General features: G+C 36.6%; 15 protein-coding genes and 7 pseudogenes. 19 read left to right on the top strand and 3 right to left on the bottom strand.

Going from position 1 to position 24,514, the window contains the following annotated elements; all coding sequences use genetic code 11:
• The first annotated feature begins 36 nt into the window (after positions 1 to 36).
• From N7U66_RS19025 to secA, 5 genes and pseudogenes are all read left to right on the top strand, one after another.
• A complete protein-coding gene (locus N7U66_RS19025) occupies positions 37 to 861 on the top strand; it encodes an O-methyltransferase (RefSeq protein WP_267676513.1) in 825 nt (274 codons plus the stop codon).
• Positions 862 to 888: 27 nt separating this feature from the next.
• Positions 889 to 1,011 carry a hypothetical protein gene (locus N7U66_RS19020; RefSeq protein ID WP_267676512.1) on the top strand — a complete coding sequence of 41 codons (123 nt, stop codon included), beginning with the start codon at positions 889 to 891 and terminating at the stop codon, positions 1,009 to 1,011.
• Positions 1,012 to 1,176: 165 nt separating this feature from the next.
• Positions 1,177 to 1,748: pseudogene (locus tag N7U66_RS19015) on the top strand (cob(I)yrinic acid a,c-diamide adenosyltransferase).
• A 176-nt stretch (positions 1,749 to 1,924) separates the two neighbouring features.
• Positions 1,925 to 2,146 carry a DUF2795 domain-containing protein gene (locus N7U66_RS19010; protein ID WP_267676511.1) on the top strand — a complete coding sequence of 74 codons (222 nt, stop codon included), beginning with the start codon at positions 1,925 to 1,927 and terminating at the stop codon, positions 2,144 to 2,146.
• A gap of 338 nt (positions 2,147 to 2,484) precedes the next feature.
• Positions 2,485 to 5,842 (top strand): annotated as a pseudogene (gene secA / locus N7U66_RS19005) (preprotein translocase subunit SecA).
• 114 nt (positions 5,843 to 5,956) lie between these two features.
• Here secA and N7U66_RS19000 read toward each other — a convergent pair.
• Positions 5,957 to 6,838, bottom strand: a complete 882-nt coding sequence (locus tag N7U66_RS19000) for a hypothetical protein (protein WP_267676510.1) — start codon at positions 6,836 to 6,838, stop codon at positions 5,957 to 5,959.
• Positions 6,839 to 7,169: 331 nt separating this feature from the next.
• Here N7U66_RS19000 and N7U66_RS18995 point away from each other — a divergent pair, with 331 nt between their 5' ends.
• The 5 genes and pseudogenes from N7U66_RS18995 (at position 7,170) to N7U66_RS18975 (ending at position 10,878) form a co-directional block, all read left to right on the top strand.
• Positions 7,170 to 7,577, top strand: coding sequence for a hypothetical protein (locus tag N7U66_RS18995; RefSeq protein WP_267676509.1), 408 nt, complete (start codon positions 7,170 to 7,172; stop codon positions 7,575 to 7,577).
• Positions 7,578 to 7,861: 284 nt separating this feature from the next.
• Complete coding sequence (locus tag N7U66_RS18990) at positions 7,862 to 8,365, top strand: peptidase associated/transthyretin-like domain-containing protein (RefSeq protein ID WP_267676508.1); 504 nt, start codon at positions 7,862 to 7,864, stop codon at positions 8,363 to 8,365.
• 35 nt (positions 8,366 to 8,400) lie between these two features.
• Positions 8,401 to 8,538: a hypothetical protein gene (locus N7U66_RS18985; protein ID WP_267676507.1), complete on the top strand. Its 138-nt coding sequence runs from the start codon at positions 8,401 to 8,403 to the stop codon at positions 8,536 to 8,538.
• 7 nt (positions 8,539 to 8,545) lie between these two features.
• A complete protein-coding gene (locus tag N7U66_RS18980) occupies positions 8,546 to 9,553 on the top strand; it encodes a transglutaminase domain-containing protein (protein ID WP_267676506.1) in 1,008 nt (335 codons plus the stop codon).
• Positions 9,554 to 9,637: 84 nt separating this feature from the next.
• Positions 9,638 to 10,878 (top strand): annotated as a pseudogene (locus N7U66_RS18975) (DEAD/DEAH box helicase).
• 126 nt (positions 10,879 to 11,004) lie between these two features.
• Here the strand turns inward: N7U66_RS18975 and N7U66_RS18970 are convergent.
• Complete coding sequence (locus N7U66_RS18970) at positions 11,005 to 11,280, bottom strand: hypothetical protein (RefSeq protein ID WP_267676505.1); 276 nt, start codon at positions 11,278 to 11,280, stop codon at positions 11,005 to 11,007.
• Positions 11,270 to 11,848, bottom strand: coding sequence for an RNA polymerase sigma factor (locus N7U66_RS18965; RefSeq protein ID WP_267678561.1), 579 nt, complete (start codon positions 11,846 to 11,848; stop codon positions 11,270 to 11,272). Before N7U66_RS18965 ends, N7U66_RS18970 begins: the two co-directional genes overlap by 11 nt.
• A gap of 141 nt (positions 11,849 to 11,989) precedes the next feature.
• Here N7U66_RS18965 and N7U66_RS18960 point away from each other — a divergent pair, with 141 nt between their 5' ends.
• The 9 genes and pseudogenes from N7U66_RS18960 (at position 11,990) to N7U66_RS18920 (ending at position 24,439) form a co-directional block, all read left to right on the top strand.
• Entirely contained in the window at positions 11,990 to 12,355 is a 366-nt protein-coding gene (locus N7U66_RS18960; protein ID WP_313791313.1) for a DUF6249 domain-containing protein, read from the top strand.
• 217 nt (positions 12,356 to 12,572) lie between these two features.
• Positions 12,573 to 14,371 (top strand): annotated as a pseudogene (locus N7U66_RS22900) (DUF885 domain-containing protein).
• Positions 14,372 to 14,431: 60 nt separating this feature from the next.
• Positions 14,432 to 15,418, top strand: coding sequence for a hypothetical protein (locus tag N7U66_RS18950; RefSeq protein ID WP_267676504.1), 987 nt, complete (start codon positions 14,432 to 14,434; stop codon positions 15,416 to 15,418).
• Positions 15,419 to 15,675: 257 nt separating this feature from the next.
• Positions 15,676 to 17,895 (top strand): annotated as a pseudogene (locus N7U66_RS18945) (RelA/SpoT family protein).
• A gap of 97 nt (positions 17,896 to 17,992) precedes the next feature.
• Positions 17,993 to 18,448: a Fur family transcriptional regulator gene (locus N7U66_RS18940; RefSeq protein WP_267676503.1), complete on the top strand. Its 456-nt coding sequence runs from the start codon at positions 17,993 to 17,995 to the stop codon at positions 18,446 to 18,448.
• A 20-nt stretch (positions 18,449 to 18,468) separates the two neighbouring features.
• A pseudogene (locus N7U66_RS18935) lies at positions 18,469 to 19,740 on the top strand (adenylosuccinate synthase).
• Between the two features lie 208 nt (positions 19,741 to 19,948).
• A complete protein-coding gene (locus N7U66_RS18930; RefSeq protein ID WP_267676502.1) occupies positions 19,949 to 21,733 on the top strand; it encodes an OstA-like protein in 1,785 nt (594 codons plus the stop codon).
• Entirely contained in the window at positions 21,714 to 22,898 is a 1,185-nt protein-coding gene (locus N7U66_RS18925; RefSeq protein ID WP_267676501.1) for an aspartate aminotransferase family protein, read from the top strand. Before N7U66_RS18930 ends, N7U66_RS18925 begins: the two co-directional genes overlap by 20 nt.
• A 157-nt stretch (positions 22,899 to 23,055) precedes the next feature.
• Positions 23,056 to 24,439, top strand: a pseudogene (locus N7U66_RS18920) (tetratricopeptide repeat protein).
• Positions 24,440 to 24,514: the final 75 nt, after the last annotated feature.

Raw genomic sequence — 24,514 nt, 5'->3', positions numbered from 1 at the left:
TCATGAATAGTGATCTCCAAAAGAGCACTGTTGGGATTGTTAAATTTAAAACAAATAAAAGTGTACCGCTTTCGCGGAAAAGAACGATGCGAAAACTCATTATTGCCTACTTCAAATTCACGGTTACGTTCCAAAAACCAACATGGTGTGCAATCCCCTTTTGTTTATGATCTGGTAACCCAATGTTTTTACGACCGAAAAAAGCACCCTGCTTACGCCCAATTAAAAGCGTATAGAACGTATTTGCGCTCTAACACTACGACGCTTACCGTCACCGATTTAGGTGTTGGGTCTCGAGTAAAAAACGGAACGTCCCGCAGGGTTTCAGAACTCGCTAAAAATGCAGGAACAACAAAACATCGTGCAAAATTACTGTACCGTTTAGTACACTATTTTCAGTTTAAAAACAGTTTAGAATTAGGAACCTCACTAGGCATTGCTACCCAGGCGATCCATTTAGGCAATCCTAAAGGCAACATCACCAGCATTGAAGGCTGCCCTAATATTTCTGAATTTACTCTAAACACCTGGCGCGCTTTTAACATAACAAACAGTCAACTTATAAATGGCAACTTCGATGACCTTACAAAAACACTCACGACGAATACTTACGATTTAATATACTTTGATGGGAATCATCAAAAAGAAGCCACTTTAAATTATTTTGAAACCTTGCTCCCTACAACGACCAATACGTCTGTTTTTATTTTTGATGACATCTACTGGAGCAAAGGCATGACCGAAGCTTGGCAGCTTATAAAACAACACCCTAAAGTCACCGTGACCATTGATACGTTTTTTTGGGGGATTGTTTTTTTTAGAAAAGAACAAGCCAAAGAACATTTTACAATACGCGTTTAATCGCTTAGTTTATAAAATTTAAAAAAAATGATCTTAATATTTATAATTTCAATAGTCCTTATTGGTCTTTTTGTTGGTATTCCTAGAAAGAGAAATACTTCTTATAAAGAGCGCTATGACACAAAGAAAACGAGTAGAAAATTCAAGTAGGTTTTTATAGTAACAAAAAATCGCTAAAGCTCTTTTTCGTCAAACCTTCCCGATTCTAAATAAGCAGAATCCACCTTCCTACAGCTGAAGGAAGGCGTTAAAAATGTATTTTATTTTAATAAATAGAATTGAAACTTATAAATTGCGACTTATAACTCTAGAAAAATGAAAGTATATACAAAAACCGGAGATAAAGGCACGACCGCATTATTTGGCGGGACGCGTGTCCCTAAACACCACATTCGCATTGATAGTTATGGCACTGTCGATGAATTAAATTCTCATATAGGACTCATTCGAGATCAGGACATCAACCCCGCATACCAAGCTGTTTTAATAAGCATCCAAAACAAACTCTTTACCGTTGGCGCCATTCTCGCGACCGACCCTGAGAAAATGATACTTAAAAACGGCAAAGAAAGGCTTAACATTAATAAAATTTCAGAACAAGACATCACTTTACTAGAACAGGAAATGGATGTCATGAATGAAGCCTTACCCCCAATGACACACTTTGTACTCCCTGGCGGACATCAAACCGTGTCATTCTGTCATATTGCCCGCTGCGTGTGTCGCCGAGCCGAACGTTTAGCCTCCCAACTTAATGATTTAGAACCCTTTTTACCGAAGCACTCATGTATTTGAACCGTCTTTCTGACTATCTTTTTGTGTTGGCACGAAAGTTGTCATTTGACTTGGACGCAGATGAAGTAAAATGGATTCCTGAAAAGCATTAATGCCCAACAGAAAAACGGCTTAAGACACGCTGTGATTAAATAACACTGCAAATAATTTACTGTTAGATAGTTTCAGTGAAAAATGACGTTCTTTTTTATTATTGAAAATAATTCACTTTTTTCTTGACTATTAAAACTAAAAAATTATTTTTGCAAAAAAATAAACCCATAAAGAAATGTATTGGACATTAGAATTAGCATCTTATTTAAGTGATGCCCCTTGGCCAGCAACTAAAGATGAGCTTATAGATTACGCTATTAGAACTGGCGCACCTTTAGAAGTTGTTGAAAATTTACAAGCCATTGAAGATGAGGGAGATTCCTACGATTCTATCGAAGAAATCCGGCCTGATTACCCAACAGATGAAGATTACCTCCGGAACGAGGACGAATATTAATATAAAGGTTGTAGCAACCTTTCGATAAAAAACAAAGAAAAAGTCTCTATTCGAGGCTTTTTTTGTGCTTTAATTTTTAGAAATGAAGCACACAAAACGTATCTTTAAGCCCTATTTAAAAGTGTAATAAAACACAAAGCACACTTCGACTGCGCTCTGTGGGACAATGCAAAATAAATAAAAACAATGCACGAAAGGATCTCAACATCCGGAGAGCATTTAATCTGTTTACGTTGGCATTGTCATCCTCAAAATGATAGAGCTAAGAAACCAAATTAAAAATAATGTCACCTTGAGCACAGTCGAAGGGCTCGCAGACATAAAAATATAATAACACTATGAATTTTATAAATTCCGTACTAAAAGTCTTTGTTGGCGACAAATCGAAACAAGATGTCAAAGCCATCTCGCCTTTAGTAGATAAAATCAAAACCTTTGAAGCCGCTTTAGAAGCCTTGTCTCATGATGAGTTAAGAGCTAAAACGGCTGAGTTTAAAGCCATTATTGCTGAGACGCGAAAACCGTTTAACGAACGTAAAGACAAGCTACGCATTGAAGCCGAAGCGATTGATGATATTGACAGACGTGAAGACATTTATCAAGAGATTGATAAAATTGAAGATGAGTCTTATGCCGCTGTAGAAGATACTTTAAATACCATTTTACCGAAGCGTTCGCAGTTGTAAAAGAAACAGCGAAGCGCTTTACACATAACACCGAAATTACAGTAACCGCAACGCCATTTGATAGGGAGGTTTACGGTATGGGCGATTATGTGACCCTTGATGGTGAGCAAGCGACCTGGTCGAACTCATGGGATGCTGTTGGAAAAGCCATTACTTGGGACATGATTCATTATGATGTACAGCTTATTGGTGGTGTCGCGTTACACGAAGGTAAAATTGCCGAAATGCAAACGGGTGAAGGTAAAACCTTAGTGGCAACCCTACCCGTTTACTTAAATGCCCTAGCCGAAAAAGGCGTGCATTTAGTGACCGTTAACGACTACTTAGCAAAACGTGATATGGCGTGGATGGCGCCTATTTTTCAATTCCACGGCATGAGTATCGATTGTATTGATAACCACAGACCAAACTCTGAAGGCCGTCGTAAAGCCTATAACTCAGACATCACCTATGGTACAAACAACGAATTTGGTTTTGACTATTTACGTGATAACATGGCCAATTCGCCGAGACGATTTAGTACAACGCCCACACCATTATGCCATTGTAGATGAGGTCGATTCTGTATTAGTCGATGATGCCGAGAACACCATTAATTATATCGGGGCCTATTCCTCAAGGGGACCGCCACGAATTTACAGAGTTAAAACCAAAAGTAGACGATATTGTTGCCGTACAACGCAAATATTTAACCCAGGTTTTGGTTGAGGCCAAAAAGTTAATTGCAGAAGGGGATACTAAAGAAGGTGGTTTTCAACTCTTAAGAGTGTATAGAGGAATTCCAAAGAATAAAGCTTTAATTAAATTCTTAAGTGAAGAAGGCATTAAACAATTACTTCAAAAAACAGAAAACACTTATATGGCCGATAACAACCGGGAGATGCCAAAGGTTGACGCGGAATTGTATTATGTTATTGAAGAAAAGAACAATCAAATTGAATTAACCGATAAAGGGGTGGAGTACATTTCAGGAAAAGACAATCCTGACTTTTTTGTCATGCCGGAAATTGGTATTGAAATTGCCAAAATTGAATCGCAAGGGCTATCCTCGGAAGAAGAAGCCAACTTAAAAGAAGATTTATTTAGAGAGTTTGGTGTGAAATCTGAACGCATTCATACGCTAAATCAATTATTAAAAGCCTATGCTTTATTTGAAAAAGACAACCAATATGTTGTTATGGATAATAAAGTTATGATCGTCGATGAGCAAACAGGACGTATTATGGATGGGCGACGTTACAGCGATGGTTTACACCAAGCCATAGAAGCCAAAGAAAATGTAAAAATTGAAGATGCCACGCAAACCTTTGCTACTGTAACCCTTCAAAATTACTTTAGAATGTATCGCAAACTGTCCGGTATGACAGGTACTGCCGTTACAGAAGCTGGTGAATTGTGGGAGATCTATAAATTGGATGTGGTTGAAATTCCAACCAACAGACCTATTGCACGTCATGATAGAGAAGATTTAGTTTACAAAACGAAGCGTGAAAAATATAACGCCGTTATTGATGAAGTCACGAACTTATCGCAACAAGGGCGTCCCGTTTTAATTGGTACTACTAACGTTGAAATCTCTGAGTTACTTGGAAAAATGCTTAGCATTAGAAAAGTACCCCACAACGTGTTAAACGCAAAACTTCATAAAAAAGAAGCCGATATTGTAGAACAAGCGGGACAGCCTGGTCAAGTTACCATTGCCACTAACATGGCGGGTCGTGGTACAGATATTAAGTTAAGTGACGCCGTTAAAAAAGCTGGCGGTTTAGCGATTGTTGGTACAGAACGTCACGATTCGCGTCGTGTAGACAGACAATTACGTGGTCGTGCTGGTCGTCAAGGAGATCCGGGAAGTTCACAATTCTATGTTTCATTAGAAGATAATTTAATGCGATTGTTTGGTAGTGAACGTATTGCCAAAATGATGGACCGCATGGGACTTCAAGAAGGTGAAGTGATTCAGCATTCTATGATTTCTAAATCTATTGAACGTGCGCAGAAAAAGGTTGAAGAAAATAACTTTGGGGTGCGTAAGCGTTTATTAGAATATGATGATGTCATGAATTCGCAACGTGAAGTGGTTTACAAACGCCGTCACCATGCTTTATTTGGAGAACGTTTACGCGTGGATTTAGCCAATATGATTTACGACACCTCGGAAGGTATTGCTGAAACCAATAAAGATGCCAGTGATTTTAAGAATTTCGAATTTGAATTGATTCGTTACTTCTCGATGCCGTCACCAGTAACAGAGGCAGAATTCAATAAACTCTCTGCTACAGAATTAGCAAAACGCATTTACCATGCTGCTTTTGATCACTACAAAGCAAAAATGGCTCGTAATGCTGAAGTAGCTTATCCTGTAATTAAAGATGTGTTTGAAAATCAAGGCGATAAGTACAAACGTATTGTGGTGCCCTTTACAGATGGTAAGAAAACATTACAGGTGGTCACCGATTTAGAATCGGCTTACCACTCAGAAGGAAAGCAATTGGTTACCGATTTTGAAAAGAACATCACGTTAGCCATTATTGACGACGCCTGGAAAACGCATTTACGTAAAATGGACGAATTAAAACAGTCTGTTCAACTCGCGGTTCATGAACAAAAAGATCCACTATTAATTTATAAATTTGAAGCTTTTGAATTATTTAAAGGCATGATCGATCAAGTGAATAAAGAAGTGATTTCGTTTTTATTTAAAGGAGAATTACAAGCCAATCAAGGCACTCAAATAAGTGAAGCAAAACAAACCCGTAAAAAGGAAAATCTAAAAACACAAAAAGACGAAATCCCTAATTTAGATGAGCGTTCTGCGCAAAACAGAGCGGCAGGGAATACACAACAACAGCAACAAGTGACCGAAACTATTGTACGTGATCAACCAAAAATTGGTCGTAACGATCGTGTCACTATTAAACATGTTATGAGTGGTGAAAATAAAACCATGAAATATAAACAAGCTGAACCTTTAATTGCCAAAGGTGAATGGGTGTTAGTAGAAGAATAAAACACCCCTCAAAAGACTATTAAATAAAAAACCTGAAGCTGTGCTTCAGGTTTTTTATTATTATGTAATTCTAAACTATAGACTACAATGGTATTGAAATATAAATCTTAGCACCTAACTGTTTTGTTGCTCTAATCGTTCGACGGCGGCTACCTTTGTTTTTTGAATTTGAGAATACAGTTTCATTAATATTTCATAATCATCCTTCACCCAATCTCCAGTAGACACAGCTCTTAACACGCCTTGTTTATCCAGGTAGCTACTGTACAAATTAAAGGCTTTCATAGCATCTGCGTCATTATAAAAATAATTTTTCCAAGTTTGGTTAATTTTGTTTTTCTTAACGACTCCTATGCCTCCCTTAAAAACTTTAATAACGCCTCTCGAGTACTCAAAAGAAACGGTAACATCATTTCTCTCATAGGCCGCTTTTAAAAGATATGCATTGTGTAAAATATAATTTGATAAGCGGGCCACAATTTCCTCATTGGTCTCTTTTTTAAGCGGTCGTTCTCTCCATTTATTATTGCCAGGATAAAAGGGATCTTCCTTATAATTCTTTAACTTTTTTATTTCTTCAACAAATTTAACTGCTGATTCCACACCTTTGTCGTTATTTCGAATACTTGCCAATAAGCCTGTCATCTGTCCCACTTCATCAAACCGATCAATTTTAAGTATATTTTGTCCATAGCTAAGGGCTTTATCATTAACATAAGTCCAGTTTCCATGTTTAATATTACCGCCCTCGAACATAGTATAAGAGGAATCAGGAAAAAATTGTAGTGTCAATCCTTTCGTTAGTTTCTCATTGGCTAATGCTGTCCTTTCCGCGTCGTTAATGTCTGCATTTTCTTTATCAAAAGTTATGACTTCTGTTAAGGTCCAGGATCCAATGATTTCATCATCCACTAATTTTTCTTCCAATTTTTCAGTGGAATTACAACTGCTAAAAAAAATAATAAATGTTAATGGTAGTAGGTAATTAATCTTCATAATAGGTTTGGTTTATAGATTATAACTAAATAACGTTATGTGAATTACAAGTTTTAATTGGAACTCACGCGTGTAAATCTACTCATTTTTTTAATAAGGAAATTATTTATTTCTAAACTTGAGATTGCATCATTATGAGAGTCATCGTTTGAATACAGGTCACAGGATATCAAGACAAAACCAATGCCTGTTACCCGTTTTGCGGCATTGAATTTCTTAAATATTCAATTTCCCACCACCCCATGGTATTAGTAATTTAAAAATTACAAAAAAAAGCGTACCTTTAAATAGCCCTACAAAATGCAGTATTAAGTTTTAAACCGAGACGGATTTGATTAGGAATATATTAGCTACATTTTTAGGTTTCATAGCTGCATCCATAATTGTTTATGTATTTGAAACCCTGATTGGTCACAACCTTTTTCCATTACCTTCAGATGCCAGTCCTACAGATATGGATTGGATAAAAAGCAATATGAATAAAATTCCTTTAGGTGCTAAAGCCTTTGTGGTTATTGGACATTTTATGGGTATTATTGTTGGTATGTTTATCGCGGGACTTATCTCTAAAACCAGTATGCTTCCAGCTTATATTGTGGCAAGTATCCTAATTTTGGCTACTGCTTTTGTTACCTTCACTTTACCTAAAGGCCTATGGTTTATCCTTGCAGAAGGGGTTGCCGTTTTTGCTGGATTTTCCTTTGGAAAAACACTCGCTCAAAAAAACGTCTATAATTAGCGATCCAGCATCCCGTTAATACCAAGCATTTCTTCAGAATTAAGTCTGATAAACATTCAAAAACCATGAATTACTATTCTAAACTCAATGATTATATATGAAGTAAATGAATGCAATGGCCATTAAACCTGATGCCTTATTAAGAATACCCTAATTATTATTTATCACCAAACTCATTAAAAGTACTGTTTCACTCATTGAAAAGCACCGTTTACTAATTTCCTGTTTTGTAGTCCCTTATTGATGTATAGGTTTGGAGTATCATAACATTTAAAACGTACACCATGAAAAATCAATTTAACTTAAACATCAAGACACCGTGTTCAGAACATTTTAATCAATTTACTCCAACTTCAACTGGTGGCTTTTGTGGGTCTTGTGAAAAAGAAGTGATAGACTTTACAAAAATGACCACACAGGAGATCATTAATTATTTTGAAACGCACCATAACAAAAATACTTGTGGCAGGTTTAAAAGTCAGCAATTAGAGACCAGGTATCGCAAACCGATAGTAAAAACAAGAATAAGTCTATTAAGTGGCATCAGCTTAGCCATTTTATCGTTTTTCTCAATAACAGCGACACAGGCACAAAACACAACAAAAAAAGTAGACGCTAATAACAATACTTCAGAAGTTGAAGCCTCAAAAGCCGAAAAAAATATTATTGTCAAAGGCTATGTAACGGAACAATCTCTTGCCCTACCCAGTGTAAATGTAGTCTTAGAAGGTACAGCCATAGGAGTACAAACAGATTTTGATGGCTATTTTGAGTTTCGGAAAAAGTAAAAAAGGGAGATGTATTGGTTTTTAGTACAATAGGTATGCAATCACAGAAAGTGATTATTAATAATGAAAATTCTGCTTCGACCGTAGAATTAAAAGTAGATATGAACATGGATTCCTGTATTCTTATGGGTAAAGTTGCTGTTAAATCTGTTTACAAATCGAAAAGAGATTAATAAATCTATGCATAATATACTCCTACTCGCTATAATAGTCGCCTTTAATATTTCTAATGCACAAGTATCAGATTTTAAAACTATAGATTTTACTAAAGCCGATAATACTGCTAAAATAAATCAAGGTCATAGTTTAGAAAACCTACCGCTGCTGGCATACAAGCTAACGCACAATCTTACAACAGACGTCGAAAAGTTAAGAGCTATTTATACCTGGGTGTCTACTAATATAAAAGGCGATTCTAATCAAGACGAGAAGGTGATTAGAAAACGAAAAAAACTTCAAAATGATAGTATTGGTTATATGAAGTGGAATAATCAATATAAAAAAATAACGTTCAAAAAATTACTAAAACATAAGAAAACAATCTGTACTGGTTATGCCTACTTAATGAAAGAATTATGTTTTACGGCCCATATACAATGTAAAATAATAAATGGATATGGAAGAACCGTGGCATCCAATATTGAAGCCTTAGAATTAGCTAATCATTCGTGGAACGCTATAAAACTGAATAACAAATGGTACCTCTGTGATGCCACGTGGTCCAGCGGATATATGGTCTCCGGTGCTTTTTTTGTAAGAGATTATAATGATGGTTATTTTTTAACAGAACCGCTTCTCTTTGGCAGAAATCACTATCCGTTAGAAAAAAAATGGTTTCTAAATGACACTTTAATTCAGTCTGAATTTATTGCAGCACCACTCATTTACGGTGAAACTTTTAAACACAAAATAATCCCTATCTATCCTGAGACATTAAATACCATCATTAAAAAAGACGATGAGATTAGCTTTCGTTTTAAAGCGCTCAACGCCGTTTCTGAAGGTAATATTTCATTGATTCAGTTTTACGGAGTATCCGCAATCCCTTTCAAAGTTTATGATTTAAAAAATGAAAACGGATGGATCTCCTTTAAATACCGTTTTAAACACAAGGGATTTTACGACGTACACTTAAAAATTGGGGATGATATTGTAGCCACTTATACCATAGAGGTAACTAAAGGTTAAATAAAAACCCGTTTTTGCATTTAACTTTTTTAATAAAATAAAAAGCGTGACAAAAAAACTACCTTTGCAGTAAACAATTTGCACATGTCATTTAAAGACCTAAAACTTAACAGACCATTATTACGTGCCATTGCCGAAAAAGGCTATGACCATCCAACGCTTATTCAAGAGCGCACCATTCCGTTAGTTTTGGCTAAAAAAGACATTATAGCTTCGGCGCAAACCGGGACCGGTAAAACGGCTGCCTTTGCCTTGCCTATTTTACAATTGTTGTATGATAAGCAAGTGGCTCCAAAAAATGGAAAAAAAATACGCGCCATTGTTGTGAGTCCTACTCGGGAATTGGCTATTCAAATTCAGGAAAACTTTCAGGCTTATGCCACGCATACCAATTTAACCTCAGCTGTTATTTATGGGGGCACTGCTATTGATCCTCAAAAAGAGGTTTTAAAAAAAGGCGTTGATATTTTAATTGCAACCCCTGGCCGTTTGCTGGATTTACACAAACAAGACCATATCAATTTAGATTATGTTGAAATTCTGGTTTTAGATGAAGCCGATTTGATGTTAGACATGGGCTTTATTGATGATGTTAAAAAAATTGAAAGACTCTGTCCTAAAGAAAAACAGACACTCTTATTTTCTGCCACCATACCCTACAAAGTAGAACAACTGGCTAACGGCATTTTAAAAACACCAACACGTGTTGAAGTCTCTCAAAATTCTTCCACCTCTAAAAATGTTGTACAAGCGCTGTATTTCGTACCAAAACCACAAAAAATAGAATTGTGTTTACATCTACTTCGCGATACCATAAAAGGCCGTATTATTATTTTTCGTAGAACAAAATATGGTGTTGATAAATTAGAACAAACACTCCTTAAAAACAACTACAAAGTAGATAGTATTCATGGAGATAAAAGCCGGACCCTACGCCAAGACGCCTTAAGTAATTTTAAGAAAAATAAGGTTGACATCTTAATTGCTACTGATGTTGCCGCAAGGGGTATTGATGTGGATGACGTAGATGCCGTCATTAATTTTGATATGCCAAATGTGCCCGAAACTTACGTGCACCGTATTGGAAGAACGGCACGTGCTGGCAATACTGGAGCGTCTTATTCTTTTTGTTCTGCCGATGAAAAAGACTATGTAAAAGCAATACAACAACTTATTAACCTTCAGTTAGATGTCGTAGACACCCATCCGTATCCCTTAGATCCTAAAGCTAAAAAAGAAGTTCATACTTCTAATAAAAGCGGAAGTAAGCATCGAAAAGGACGCAAAAGTGAAGGTTCGAAAAAAAGAAGAAACGCTGGTACTAATGGCCTAAGCGCTTATTAAAATAATGTTTTAGCAGTGGCACTTGTATGAATAACATGATGCCAAATAAAACAATAGCGTATACTGTGGTTTTAGAAACACTAAAATTAGGAACCCAGGCTGTCATTTTAATAGTAGACCATGTATGAAACCAACTGTCTGTTCTTAACGCTTCTCCAAATACGGCAAACCCTAACAACCCACTGAATGCCGCACCAATTATAAGCCGAGACTGTTTTAGAAATGAGCGGCGTATTCTCTACTATTATTGTTTTAGTCGCCGATAGCTTAACCACTTCCTTCATTACCGCTGCAGTAAAATCACCCGAAGGAGACGCTAAAGGCTGCGTTTCAAATAGTTTCTTAGACAAGATATCTAATGGCTTTTGTTTACTATCGTTCATAATGTTGTAGTATTTCCGGTTCTAATTGTGATCTTAATATAGTCGCTAATTTTTTCCGACTTCTAAATAACTTCACCTTAACATGGTTAGGTTTTATATCCATCACCTTCGCGATTTCATCTAAAGATTGGTCCTCATAATAAAACCAGGTGAGCATAAAACGATCCTCGGCGGGCAAGGCGTTTAAACAGTTTTGTATGGTGTCATTGCGTTCTTTAATTTCCATGGCAAACAATGCATTGTCTATGGTTTTAATTTCATGTTCTGTAAAAGCATCTATAGCAATAGTATTTTGGAGCCGCTTTAATTTTTTAATGCGATCTAAACACGTATTATAAGTCACCTTATAAATCCACGTAGAAAATTTAGAATCCCCTTTAAAGGTTGCTAAATGCTTGTATATTTTTATAAATACATCTTGCGCGACTTCTTCAGCTTCTTCCCTATTCTTCGTCATGGTTAAGGCTAAGGTAAACACCAAATCTTTATAACGGTCCACTAGCACGGCAAAGGCATGGCTGTCGCCTTCTAAAACTTTAGTAATATAATGTTGGTCGTTGATGGTCATCTGCTCATTGGACGACCAAGGGAACCCTTCGGTTACAGAATAAAAGAAAAAATATTTGGAAAAAGTTGTAACCATCAGTTAAAAGCTATCGTCTTAAGCTAAGAACAGATTAAATTAATCAATTAAAAAACAACACTCATTATGGGATCAGAAGTCATTATTATGCCAATTATCATTGGATCAATTTTTGGAATATTCTATTTGTATTTTTCCACAAGAAATAAAGAACGCTTAGCATTAATAGAAAAAGGTGCAGACGCCAGTATTTTTGTAAAAGGCAGAGAGCATACTGCTCCCATATGGAAAGTACTTATTTTAAATATCGCATTACTTTTAATGGGTATTGGCGTAGGTATCTTTATCGCCATGCTATTAGAAACCTACACCACAATAAATGCAGATTCGATTTATCCTGCTTGCATCTTTTTAATGTCTCGGACTCGCCTTATTTGCTGGCTTCACCATGACAAAACAATTAGACAAATAATCACATACGCTTTGTCCTAATTCAACCGCTTTATTTAGAATAAAGCGGTTTTTTTATTTTAAAAGTGGTAACACGTGAAACCTAGTTCACTAATTTCATAGTGGGCATCCTCTAACCTTAGCCATCCCTTTAAAGGTCACTACAAATGAAAGGATTTTTTACGCAATAGATAAAATGGGGTTACACGACTTCATGTTAGTTTTAAATAGTATTTTAGTCTTTCAAAATGACGTAAACATGAAAAATTATCTCATCCTCCTTTCTACAATCGTATTATTCGCTTCTTGTAAAGACCACACCAGTTCCAAAACTCAAGACATAAACTCAGAAAAAAACACGACGTTTAGTAATATGCTCGACAACTTTTATGAGGAAGGCTTAAAACTAAACCCTCTAAATGCCACAGCTGCTGGTGATAACAGATATAATAATAGTTTGCCAAATACACTTACAGAAGCCTATGTTACAAAAGAAAAGGCCTATTACCAAGACTTTAAAACAAAGGCAGAAAGCTATCCTAATGACGCCCTTAATAAGAGTGAGCAACTCAGTCGTGACATTCTTATTTGGGACTGCGAAGTTAATTTAGAGCGTTTCAATTTTAGAGAAGATTATACTCCAATCAACCAAATGTGGACCAAACAATTAACTATTGGTCAATTAGCAAGTGGTGCCGGTTCTCAGCCTTTTAAAACGGTTGAAGATTATAATAACTGGTTACAACGTGTGGATCACTATTTAGAATGGGTGGCCTCTGCCGAGGAAAGAATGAAAGCAGGCATGGCCGCAAATCACGTCTTACCCAAAAGCCTAATTGTTAAAGTGCTGCCACAACTACAAACCATTGCAGAAACGAAATTAGAAGACCATTTATTCTACCAGCCAATTAAAAATTTACCGAGACAGCTTTTCTGCTGAAGCTAAAGAACAGATCACCGAAGCCTATACAACGATGGTTGAAAACAAAGTCATTCCTGCTTACGCCAAACTGTACAACTTTATGAATACCGATTATATGGCTGCTGGTAGAGCAACCAGTGGTATTGATGACACACCAGATGGAGCGGCTTATTATAAGCATCAAATAAAATTATACACCACAACAAACATGACAGCAGACGATATCCATGATCTTGGTTTAAAAGAAGTAAAACGCATTCTTGCTGAAATGGAAAAGGTAAAAACCGAAGTGGGTTATACCGGTGATATTATTTCATTTTTCGATCATGTTAGAAATAACAAAGATTTGATGCCTTATAAAACACCTGAAGCCATTATAGCCCATTTTAATGCCATTCACGAGCGCATGAAACCTCAAATTGAAAAACTTTTTGATGTTAAGCCAAAAACTGGATTCGAAGTACGTAGAACAGAAGCCTTTCGTGAAGCCTCTGCCAGCGCAGAGTACAATCCAGGCTCTTTAGATGGTACCCGCCCAGGTATTTTTTACACACCCATCCCGAGACGCTACAAAATATAATGTCTTTAGTGATGAAGCCTTATTTTTACACGAAGCCATCCCGGGACACCATTACCAAATTTCATTACAACAAGAAGATACCGATTTACCAAAGTTTAGAAAAACATTATGGTACAGTGCTTATGGTGAAGGTTGGGCACTTTACAGTGAGTCTTTAGGGAAAGAATTAGGGCTATATACAGACCCATACCAGTATTTTGGCATGTTAGGCATGGAGATGCATAGAGCCATTCGCCTAGTTGTAGATACAGGTTTACACGCGAAAGGCTGGACAAGAGAACAAGCCATAAACTATTCATTAGAACATGAAGCAGAAAGCGAAGCAAGTATCATTTCTGAAATTGAAAGGTATATGGCGAATCCGGGACAAGCCTTGTCTTATAAAATAGGGCAATTAAAGATTAGAGAATTACGTGCAAAAGCTGAAAAGGCTATGGGAACAGCGTTTGACATTAAGCAGTTTCACAACGAGGTTTTAGAACCCGGCTGTGTCCCGTTAGCATTATTAGAAACTAAAATTGAGTATTGGATTGCCCACTCTAAAAACGAATTATAGAGACTTGGAATAATTTTTGAAGAGATAGATGAGTGGTACGTCATATTATAAATGTAATCTATGTTAAAAAAACAAATCACCATACTTCTACTGTTAGTAGTCTCACTTTTTAGTCCGGCTCAAAACACGACTTTAATCTCTGAAAACCAAGACCCTATTTCCTATGCTACCATCTCTTTTGGTAACGGCAATGGTCTTTTTGCAGATGATGCCGGTCAATTTTACTTTACAAAAAAGCTTTATAGTGATATCGACTCGATACACATATCGGCCTTAGGCTACAAAAAAGTATCGCTTTCTACCGAAAATTTACCAAGCACTATTGTTTTAGAATCTAAAGTCAACACGCTTCAGGAAATAATTATTCGAGGCCTCCCAAAAGGCAAATTTAAAATCGAAACATTAAAGCCCACCACACATGACGATTATTTTAAATGTTGGTTACCAACCATTGAAAGTGAAATCGCCGTGTTTTTCCCCAATGAATCCGAACACATTAAACGTTTAAAAACCATTGAAATCCCAATAAAAGTAGAAGCGAAAAACTGGGAGAAACGCAAGCAAAAAACCAAAGAAAAGCGACCGTTTTCAACTCTTTTTAAAGTGAATTTCTATGAAAATAATAACGGTTATCCTGGTGAGGTCTTGACCTATGACAAAATTACTTTTATAGCGACCGAAGCGAATGAGGCTATTTACGAATTAGAGGTTTTAGATCACAACCTTATCATACCTAAAGAAGGCTTCTTTATTTCATTACAAGTGTTGGGCTATACAGATAACAACGGGAAATTGTTACCCAATAAAAAATATCAAGAAGTAAAAACAAAGCGTGGTCTTGTAAAAGTATCAACCACCTTCAGACCGCTTTTACCATTTACAGGAGATATATTAGAAAAAAGAACCTTTGTAAAACGTGTGTTTTTGAATGATGGCGCCTGGGTACTTTATGACAAAGAGGCGATTGATAACTCTAACTTATTAAAAGCAGGGCTAAACAACTACGGCTTGGGGTATACCATGGAGGTCTATAAAACGAAAGAATAGAAAGATATAAAATACAGCCCGTCCGGGTCTAATATAGACTTAAAACACCTGGCAAGCGCTTCCTTGGCACAAACTAAAAGTAAAACCTATGAGCACCGGTGATTGCTCTCGATGTTTTAGGATAAAAATCATCACGTTTTTAAAGGTCTCAAATGTTATTTGTGTTTTATTTCCGGTAGGCATGCGTCCTTGAATACTTCAACTAAAAAACGACAAAACATCTTGCTCATTAATATTTTTATCTTATTTTTAATACTATGACAGAAGTGGAAATTGAAAATGAAAATGCTGCTATTGCAAAAGCCTACAAAAACCTTCTAAAAGTTAGTTACACAACACTAACCACTGAAGACAAAAAATTGATTCGTAAAGCCTTTGAGGTTGCTGTTGATGCGCATAAAGAACAACGTAGAAAAAGCGGAGAAGCTTATATTTTCCATCCCATAGCTGTAGCCCGAATTGTGGCTTCAGAAATTGGTTTGGACGCCACTTCTATTGCTGCTGCCCTACTTCACGATGTCGTTGAAGATAACGAAGATTATTCTATTAAAGATATTGAACGCCTGTTTGGTGAAACAGTTGCCGAATTGTAGATGGGCTAACTAAAATTGCCTCCATGAGCAAAGAGAAAGAAATGGACATTTCTTTGCAAGCCGAAAATTTTAGAAAAATGTTACTCACGCTCAACGATGACGTGCGTGTGATCATCATAAAAATTGCCGATAGGCTTCACAACATGCAGACCATGGACTCTATGAGTCCGAGATAAGCAAGTAAAAATAGCGAGTGAAACCCTTTATATTTATGCCCCCTTAGCGCATAGAATTGGCTTATATAATATAAAGACGGAACTGGAGGATTTAAGTTTAAAATATACCGAACCTGAGGTTTATAACGACATATTATTCAAAATGAAAGAGAGTAAGCAACAACAAGATGCTTACATAAAAGAGTTTAATGATGTTATTAAAACCGCTTTAGATCGAGAAGGTTTAAATTACACCATAAAGGGGCGGCCTAAATCTATTTTTTCTATTAAACGAAAAATGGATAAACAAGGCGTTACTTTTGATGAAGTCTATGATAAGTTTGCTGTTCGAATTATATACAAAACAGAAACGGAGAATGAAAAGTTTATCGCTTGGAAAATTTATTCTGTGGTTACCGATCATTTCCGGCCAAACCCTATTCGCTTGCGCGATTGGATTTCTTCTCCAAAATCAACGGGATACGAAGCACTGCATATTACTGTAATGGGTCCTAAAGGCCGTTGGGTAGAAGTACAAATTCGTAGTGAACGAATGAATGAAATTGCCGAAAAAGGCTATGCGGCGCACTACAAATACAAAAATGCAGAGGCTAAAGAAGACAATCTCGACATGTGGATCAATCGCTTACAGGAGGCTCTTGAAAATCCTGAAACGAATGCAGTAGATTTTGTAGAACAGTTTAAACTCAATTTATACTCTAAGGAAATTTTTGTATTTACCCCTAAAGGTGATTTAAAATCACTACCCAAAGGAGCGACACCCCTAGATTTTGCTTTTAACATCCATACCGAAGTAGGTATGAAAACACGCGGAGCGAAAGTCAATGGTAAATTGGTGCCTTTAAGTCATGAATTGCAAAGTGGTGATCAGGTAGATATTTTAACCTCTGAAAACATAAAACCGAATCCCAACTGGTTAGACTACGCGACCACCTCGCGTGCGCGCGCTAAAATTAAATCGCTGCTTCGTGAAGAAAAGAAAGACATTGCCGAAGATGGTAAAGAAATTTTACGTCGAAAATTAAAGCAATTAAAAATCACGCTCAACGAGAAATCAGTTAATGAAATGGTGAGTCATTTCAAGTTAAAAACGAGTCTCGATTTATTCTATCGCATCGGTATTGGCACTATAACAAACCCCATGCTAAAAGAGTATGCGGCGTCTCGTAGCAATGCTTTAATGACCTTCTTTAAGAGCAAGATTAACCGGAAAAACACCATTTCTAAAGAAGACATAGAAAAAGAAGAGATCACCAACAAATACGACATGTTGGTATTTGGCAAAGAGGAAGAGCATTTGGATTATAAATTAGCCACCTGTTGTAATCCCATTCCAGGAGATCCTGTTTTTGGTTTCTTAACCGTCTCTGAAGGTCTTAAAGTGCATAAGAAAAATTGCCCTAATGCCCTAAGTTTGCAATCTAATTACGCGTATAGAATCATGCAGGCCAAATGGATTGATTCTTCACAAGAAGAGTACCATGCCAATATTATCCTTTCAGGAATCGACAATTTAGGCCTGGTAAATGATATTACAAAAGTCATTTCAGGAAATATGCACGTCAACATGTCAAGCATTAGCTTTCAAAGTGACGACGGTATTTTCTCAGGTAAAATTAATGTGAGTGTTAAAAACAAAACCTTACTTAAAAAAGTAATGGATAACCTCAAGAAAATTAACGGCATTGAGAAAGTAACCCGGGTTTAGAACTAGGGTTGTTAATAACTGTCTAATAACCCCTCCTCAAAACACATCCTTTTTTAATAGTACACCTCAAAAAAATACGTAAATTTGTTCCGTTATTATGAGCGCAAATACAGATAGTAAAAATCAAGAGATTGTAAAAAACGTTTTTACAGCTTTCTTAGAAAGCAATGGCCACCGCAAAACGCCGGAACGTTACGCTATACTTCAAGAAATCTACAATAATACAGAACATTTTGATATCGAATCTTTGTATTTAAATATGAAGAACAAAAAGTATCGCGTAAGTCGTGCCACACTTTATAATACCATCGAACTGTTACTAGATTGTGGTTTAGTACGCAAACATCAGTTTGGTCAAAACCAAGCACACTACGAAAAATCCTATTTCGATAAGCAACACGACCACGTTATTTTAACCGATACTGGCGAAGTGATTGAATTTTGTGACCCTAGAATACAATCTATAAAAAAGACTATCGAAGAGGTTTTTGATATTAAAATAAACAACCATTCACTTTATTTTTACGGCACAAAAAATACAACAGACAACTAACACTACAAATATTATTACACATGGCAGTAGATTTACTACTAGGTTTACAATGGGGAGACGAAGGCAAAGGAAAAATTGTCGATGTTTTAACCGCTAATTACAATATTATTGCTCGTTTTCAAGGTGGTCCAAATGCAGGTCACACACTAAAATTTGATGGCATAAAACACGTTTTAAGAACCATTCCCTCCGGGATCTTTCATAAAGATGCTATGAACGTTATTGGAAATGGCGTTGTGGTCGATCCCGTAGTTTTTATTAAAGAACTAGAAGGTTTAGACCAATTTGACATCGATTATAAAGCGAAATTAATTGTATCGCGTAAAGCGCATTTAATTTTACCAACACACCGTTTATTAGATGCAGCTAGTGAAGCCTCTAAAGGAAAAGCCAAAATTGGCTCAACCCTAAAAGGTATTGGTCCAACATATATGGATAAAACTGGCCGAAATGGTATTCGAGTAGGTGATTTAGAAATGCCGGATTGGAAAGAAAAATACAGAGCTTTAGCAAACAAGCACGAAGCTATGATTGCTTTCTATAATGTGGATGTACAGTATGATTTGGCAGAAATGGAAATTGAATTTTTCGAATCTGTTGAACGATTAAAAGAATTACAATTTATAGATAGTGAAGCCTATTTACACCAGGCGTTAAAAGATAATAAAACCATTTTAGCCGAAGGTGCTCAAGGGTCGCTTTTAGACATCGATTTTGGAACCTATCCCTTTGTAACGTCAAGTAATACTACTGCTGCAGGTGCTTGTACTGGCTTGGGTATTGCGCCAAACCAAATAAAAGAGGTGTTTGGTATTTTTAAAGCCTATACCACTCGTGTAGGTTCCGCCCATTTCCAACCGAATTATTTGACGAAGTTGGTGCCGAAATGGCTAAAGTAGGTCAGGAATTTGGCGCGGTTACAGGAAGACCAAGACGTTGTGGTTGGTTAGATTTAGTCGCCTTAAAATACACGTGTCGCATTAATGGTGTGACCCAACTCATGATGATGAAAAGTGATGTGCTTTACGGTTTCAAAACCTTAAAAGTAGCGACCGCTTATAAATATAAAGGGGAAACCATTACGCATTTACCATTTAACATTGAGCCTGAAAATGTAGAACCTATTTATACCGATTTTAAAGGTTGGGCTGCAGATTTAACCGAAATGAGCGAAGCCTCTCAGTTACCGAGAGGCGCTTAATGATTATATCGCGTTTTTAGAAAAAGAACTAGAAATCCCAATTACCATTGTTTCTGTTGGACCCGATAGAAAGCAAACGATTTTTAGGTAATTGATTATTCTTATTAGTTATAAAACCTGCCTAACCTAAATGTTAGACAGGTTTTTTTGCTATTAAATATATCTTAATACCTAATCACAACTCAGATTAATCGTTATTTTTGCTCAAACACGATAATAAAAAATGCTTAAAAATTTATTTGTTATAGTATTCCTAAGCCTAATCACTCTCAACGCTTTTGCACAAGAACGCAAAAACATTGAGATTAAAGAGTCTCGGTGCATTTGGTGACATAGATGAAGAAAGATATCCTGGTGCTCGTATTTTGACCGGAAGTGATGCCGGACAAGTACATGTCTATCATGATGGAATTGATATGTGGTGCGATCAGGCCGTTTTATATGGTAAAGAGAATTTTGTTGAAGCCTACGGCAATGTCTTAATGAAGCAAGGTGACACCATACAAATGGTTGCTAAATATGCCGAATATAGCGGAAAAACACAATTAGCAGTCGCTAAAGGCGATGTGGTGCTTACAGAACCAAGTTCCGTCTTAACCACTCAAAAACTATTTTTCGATCGTATAAAACAACAGGCCTTTTATAATAATGAAGGCCAAGTGGTTCGAGATTCCTCTCGGCACTATTACGAGCACCGTGGGACGCTATTACATGCAAGAAAGCAAATACCGTTTTTTAAATACGGTAAAACTGGTCAACCCGAATATGTGTTAACAACCAACCAGCTTGACTTTTATTCTGAAAGTGGCCACGCCTACATGTACGGCCCTTCAAGAATTGTTGGAGAAACCAGTACCATCTACTGCGAACGTGGTTTCTACGATACCAATGCCGATACGGGCTACTTTATTAAGAACTCTAAAATAGATTATGACAACCGTGAGGTTATTGGTGACAGCATGTATTTTGACAGGAAACTCGATTTTGCCTCTGCAACAAACAACATCAAAATTACAGATACTATAAATAACAGTATCATCAAAGGCCATTATGCTGAAGTCTACAAATCTAAAGATTCTGCTTTTGTCACGAAACACGCATTGGCGATTTCAGTTCAGGAAAAAGATTCTGTTTATATTCATGCTGATACGTTGATGGTCACAGGAAAAGAAGGCAACCGAATTACAAGAGCTTTTAGAAATGCTAAAATTTTTAAATCAGATTTAAGTGGAAAATCAGATTCCATTCATGTGAATCATCAATCGGGTTTAACCCAATTAATAAACTTGTCCCGCTTATCCCCTAAAGATCCTTTTGCCGTAAAACGCAGACCCATTCTTTGGAACTTAAATAACCAAATGACTGGTGATACGATTCACATAAAATCCAATCCCAAAACCGAAAAATTAGACTCATTACGCCTGTTTGAAAATGCCTTTTTAATTAGTAAAGATTCTTTAGGTTTAGCAGACTATAGTCAGGTTAAAGGCAAACGTTTAGTGGGCTTATTTGACGATAACAACCAGTTAAAACAAGTGAATATCTTTAAAAATTCGGAATCTATTTTCGTTCTAAGAAACGAAGACGATGAATTGATAGGTTACGACAAAGCCCGTTCTGCAAATATTGAAATGTTTTTTGAAGCGGGTGACATTACTATTTACAAGCGTCTTATTCAACCGGAAGCTAAAACCTATCCCGAAGAAGATTTTCCTGAAAATTTGAGAAAATTAAAAGACTTCGATTGGCGCGAAGAAGAGAGACCGTTAAGTGTTGAAGACCTATTTAAAGACGATTTACCACTGGATTTACCTAAAATTAAAGGCCTAGAACCCTTTGTTTCAGAAGAGGAATTTTTTGATGATAACTTGCTCGATCGTGTTGAAGATGCCGATAATTCTGCAAAACCTAAAATACGCTTTGATGGTAAAATTCAAGCCCTTCCCAAAGCCTCTAGAGAACTTCCAAAATCATTAAATACTGAGGCGAAAGGAACGAATCGCAGACCTAATCCCGCAAAAAAAACAATACTAAGCAAGGCACCCCTTAAAAAAAGGAAGAGTAGTGAAAAGCGATTTCTTTAAATACCAAGCGCAAACCACACCACATCCTTTAGCGATGGAAATTTCTCATGCCGAAGGCTCCTATATTTATGATTCCAACAAAAAAGCGTATTTAGATTTTGTCGCTGGTGTTTCTGCCTGCAGTCTTGGCCATAGGCATCCACGAGTTATCTCTGCTATAAAAGACCAACTTGATAAGTATTTACATGTTATGGTTTACGGCGAATACATTCAAAGTCCTGCCGTGGCGCTTACCAAACTATTAGCACATCATTTACCGGGCCCACTAGAAAAAACGTATTTGGTTAATTCGCGTACAGAAGCCATAGAAGGCGCCATTAAGTTAGCGCGACGCGCAACAGGCAGAAGCCAAATAATCGCTGCCCACAACGCCTATCATGGTAACACCATGGGATCCCTTAGTTTAATGGATTATGAAGAACGCAAGGCCCCTTTTAGACCATTATTACCCGATGTAAGTCATATTACGTTTAATTACGAACCCCATTTAAAACACATCACTAATAAAACAGCCTGTGTCATTTTAGAAACGATTCAAGGAGGAGCAGGTTTCATTGAACCACAAAATGGATTTCTTACTAAAGTAAAAGCACGCTGTGAGGCTGTTGGCGCCCTGTTAATTTTAGATGAAATTCAACCCGGAATAGGCCGCACTGGTAAACTTTTTGGGTTTCAACACTACCATTGCATTCCCGATATTTTAGTAACTGGAAAGGGACTAGGCGGCGGCATGCCCATTGGAGCGTTTACTGCCTCTACAAAATTAATGGACATGATACATCATGCGCCTAAATTAGGACACATCACAACTTTTGGTGGTCATCCCGTAATCGCCGCCGCCGCGTTAGCCACACTACAAGAAGTTACAGAAAGTGACTTAATGGCACGAACCCTTGAAAAAGAAACACTTGTTCGTAAGCATTTAAAACATCCCTTAATTACTGAAATTCGTGGTCGTGGCTTAATGCTTGCTGCCCTATTACCCTCAGAAGAAATCACCAATCAGTTGGTTTTAAAGGCCCAAGATGAAGGATTAATCTTATTTTGGTTATTGTTTGAACCCAAGGCCATTCGTATTACACCGCCGTTAACCATCTCAAATGCCGAAATAATTAAGGGCTGTGGCATTATAATTGCTATATTAAACAGTATACAGAGTGATTAATACAGTCCCAAGGTATTAATTTTCAGTTCTTAAGTGCCCTGAATTAGTAAGCAGACTAACAGTTGTTCATTACTTTGTTAAAAACATTTGGGTATATAGACCTGAAAAAAAGAATTGAGCGTTACATTTAGAGTAACGCAACGCTAAACAATAGCCTATGGAATTTAGCCAAGAAGACTACGAAAACAAATCACTCACTAAGTTTGAATCGATGCTAAAAACAAATAATATTTTGTTTTTTGATTCGAATGAATTTGAAAATATTATACACTACTATCTTAATCAAGGCAAAGTGGCTTTGGCAAAGAAAGCAATAAAATTAGGATTAGAACAGCATCCTGCTTCTATCAATTTAAAATTATTTAAGGTTGAAGTTTTTGTTTTTGAAAACGAGCTGGAAAAAGCGAATGCGCTTTTAGATAGTCTTTATGTTTTAGAACCATCAAACGAAGAAATTTATATTCAAAAAGCCAATATTCTATCTAAAGCTGATAAACACGAAGAAGCTATTTCTGTATTGCAACGTGCTTTAGAATTAGCAGAAGATACGGCAGATCTCTATTCTTTAATTGGTATGGAGTATTTATTTTTAGATCAATTTGAAGCCGCAAAAAAGAGCTTCATGAAATGTCTTGAGGAAGATCCGAGAGGACTATGCCTCGCTATACAATATCATTTATTGCTTTGATTTTTTAGACCAAAACGAAGCGGCTATCACTTTTTTAAACCACTATTTAGATAGTAATCCTTATTGTGAAGTCGCTTGGCATCAATTAGGGAGACAGTATTATGAGATGAAAGATTTCATTAGAGCATTAAGCGCTTATGATTTCGCGATCATTTCAGATGATACGTTTGTTGGAGCTTACCTTGAAAAAGGAAAAGTGTTAGAAAAATTAAAACGCTATAATGAAGCCATTGAAAATTATAGCATTACCCTCACTTTAGATGACCCCACCTCCTTTGCTTTATTGCGTATTGGGAGTTGTCATGAAAAACTCGGTCAAGAGGAGTTAGCAGTACAATATTATTATAAAGCAGTACACGAAGATCCCTTATTGGATAAAGGTTGGATTGCCATTACAAAGTTATATGTCAAGCAAAAAAATGCACAAAAAGCATTATACTACATCAATAAAGCGATAAATATCGATAGTGAAAATGTGATTTACTGGAAATTATATGCCAAAATTAATCACAGGTTAAATTTACTTGAAGAAGCCGAGCGGGGTTATAAACGCGCTATAGAGTTGGGCAATTACGAATTGGAAACCTGGTTGCTCCGTAGTGATTTGTTAACACAATTAGGAGAACCTGAAGCGGCCAGTTTTAATTTAATTCAAGCGGCCGAATTTTATCCAGAACATGCTGAAATAGAGTTTCGCTTGGCGGGAATATATTATACCCTTTTAGAAACGGAGAAAGCAAGCTATCATTTAAAAAACGCCATGCGTTTTGATGCCGAACACATTATTATTTTAGAGGAATTGTTCCCTGAAGTGTATGACTCTCTGCTAGTGAATAGTGTGATAAGGAGGTAAACTGCTGTTCATATCAAAACGCGAGCATATCCTCCTTATAGAAATAATGAAAATCACAAAAAATATATACAATAA

Origin of the sequence: Lacinutrix neustonica, from assembly GCF_026625145.1 — a bacterium.
Lineage (GTDB): Bacteria > Bacteroidota > Bacteroidia > Flavobacteriales > Flavobacteriaceae > Lacinutrix > Lacinutrix neustonica.
Note: the sequence above shows the minus strand (reverse complement) of the source record. Positions and strands in the feature narration are given on the sequence as shown.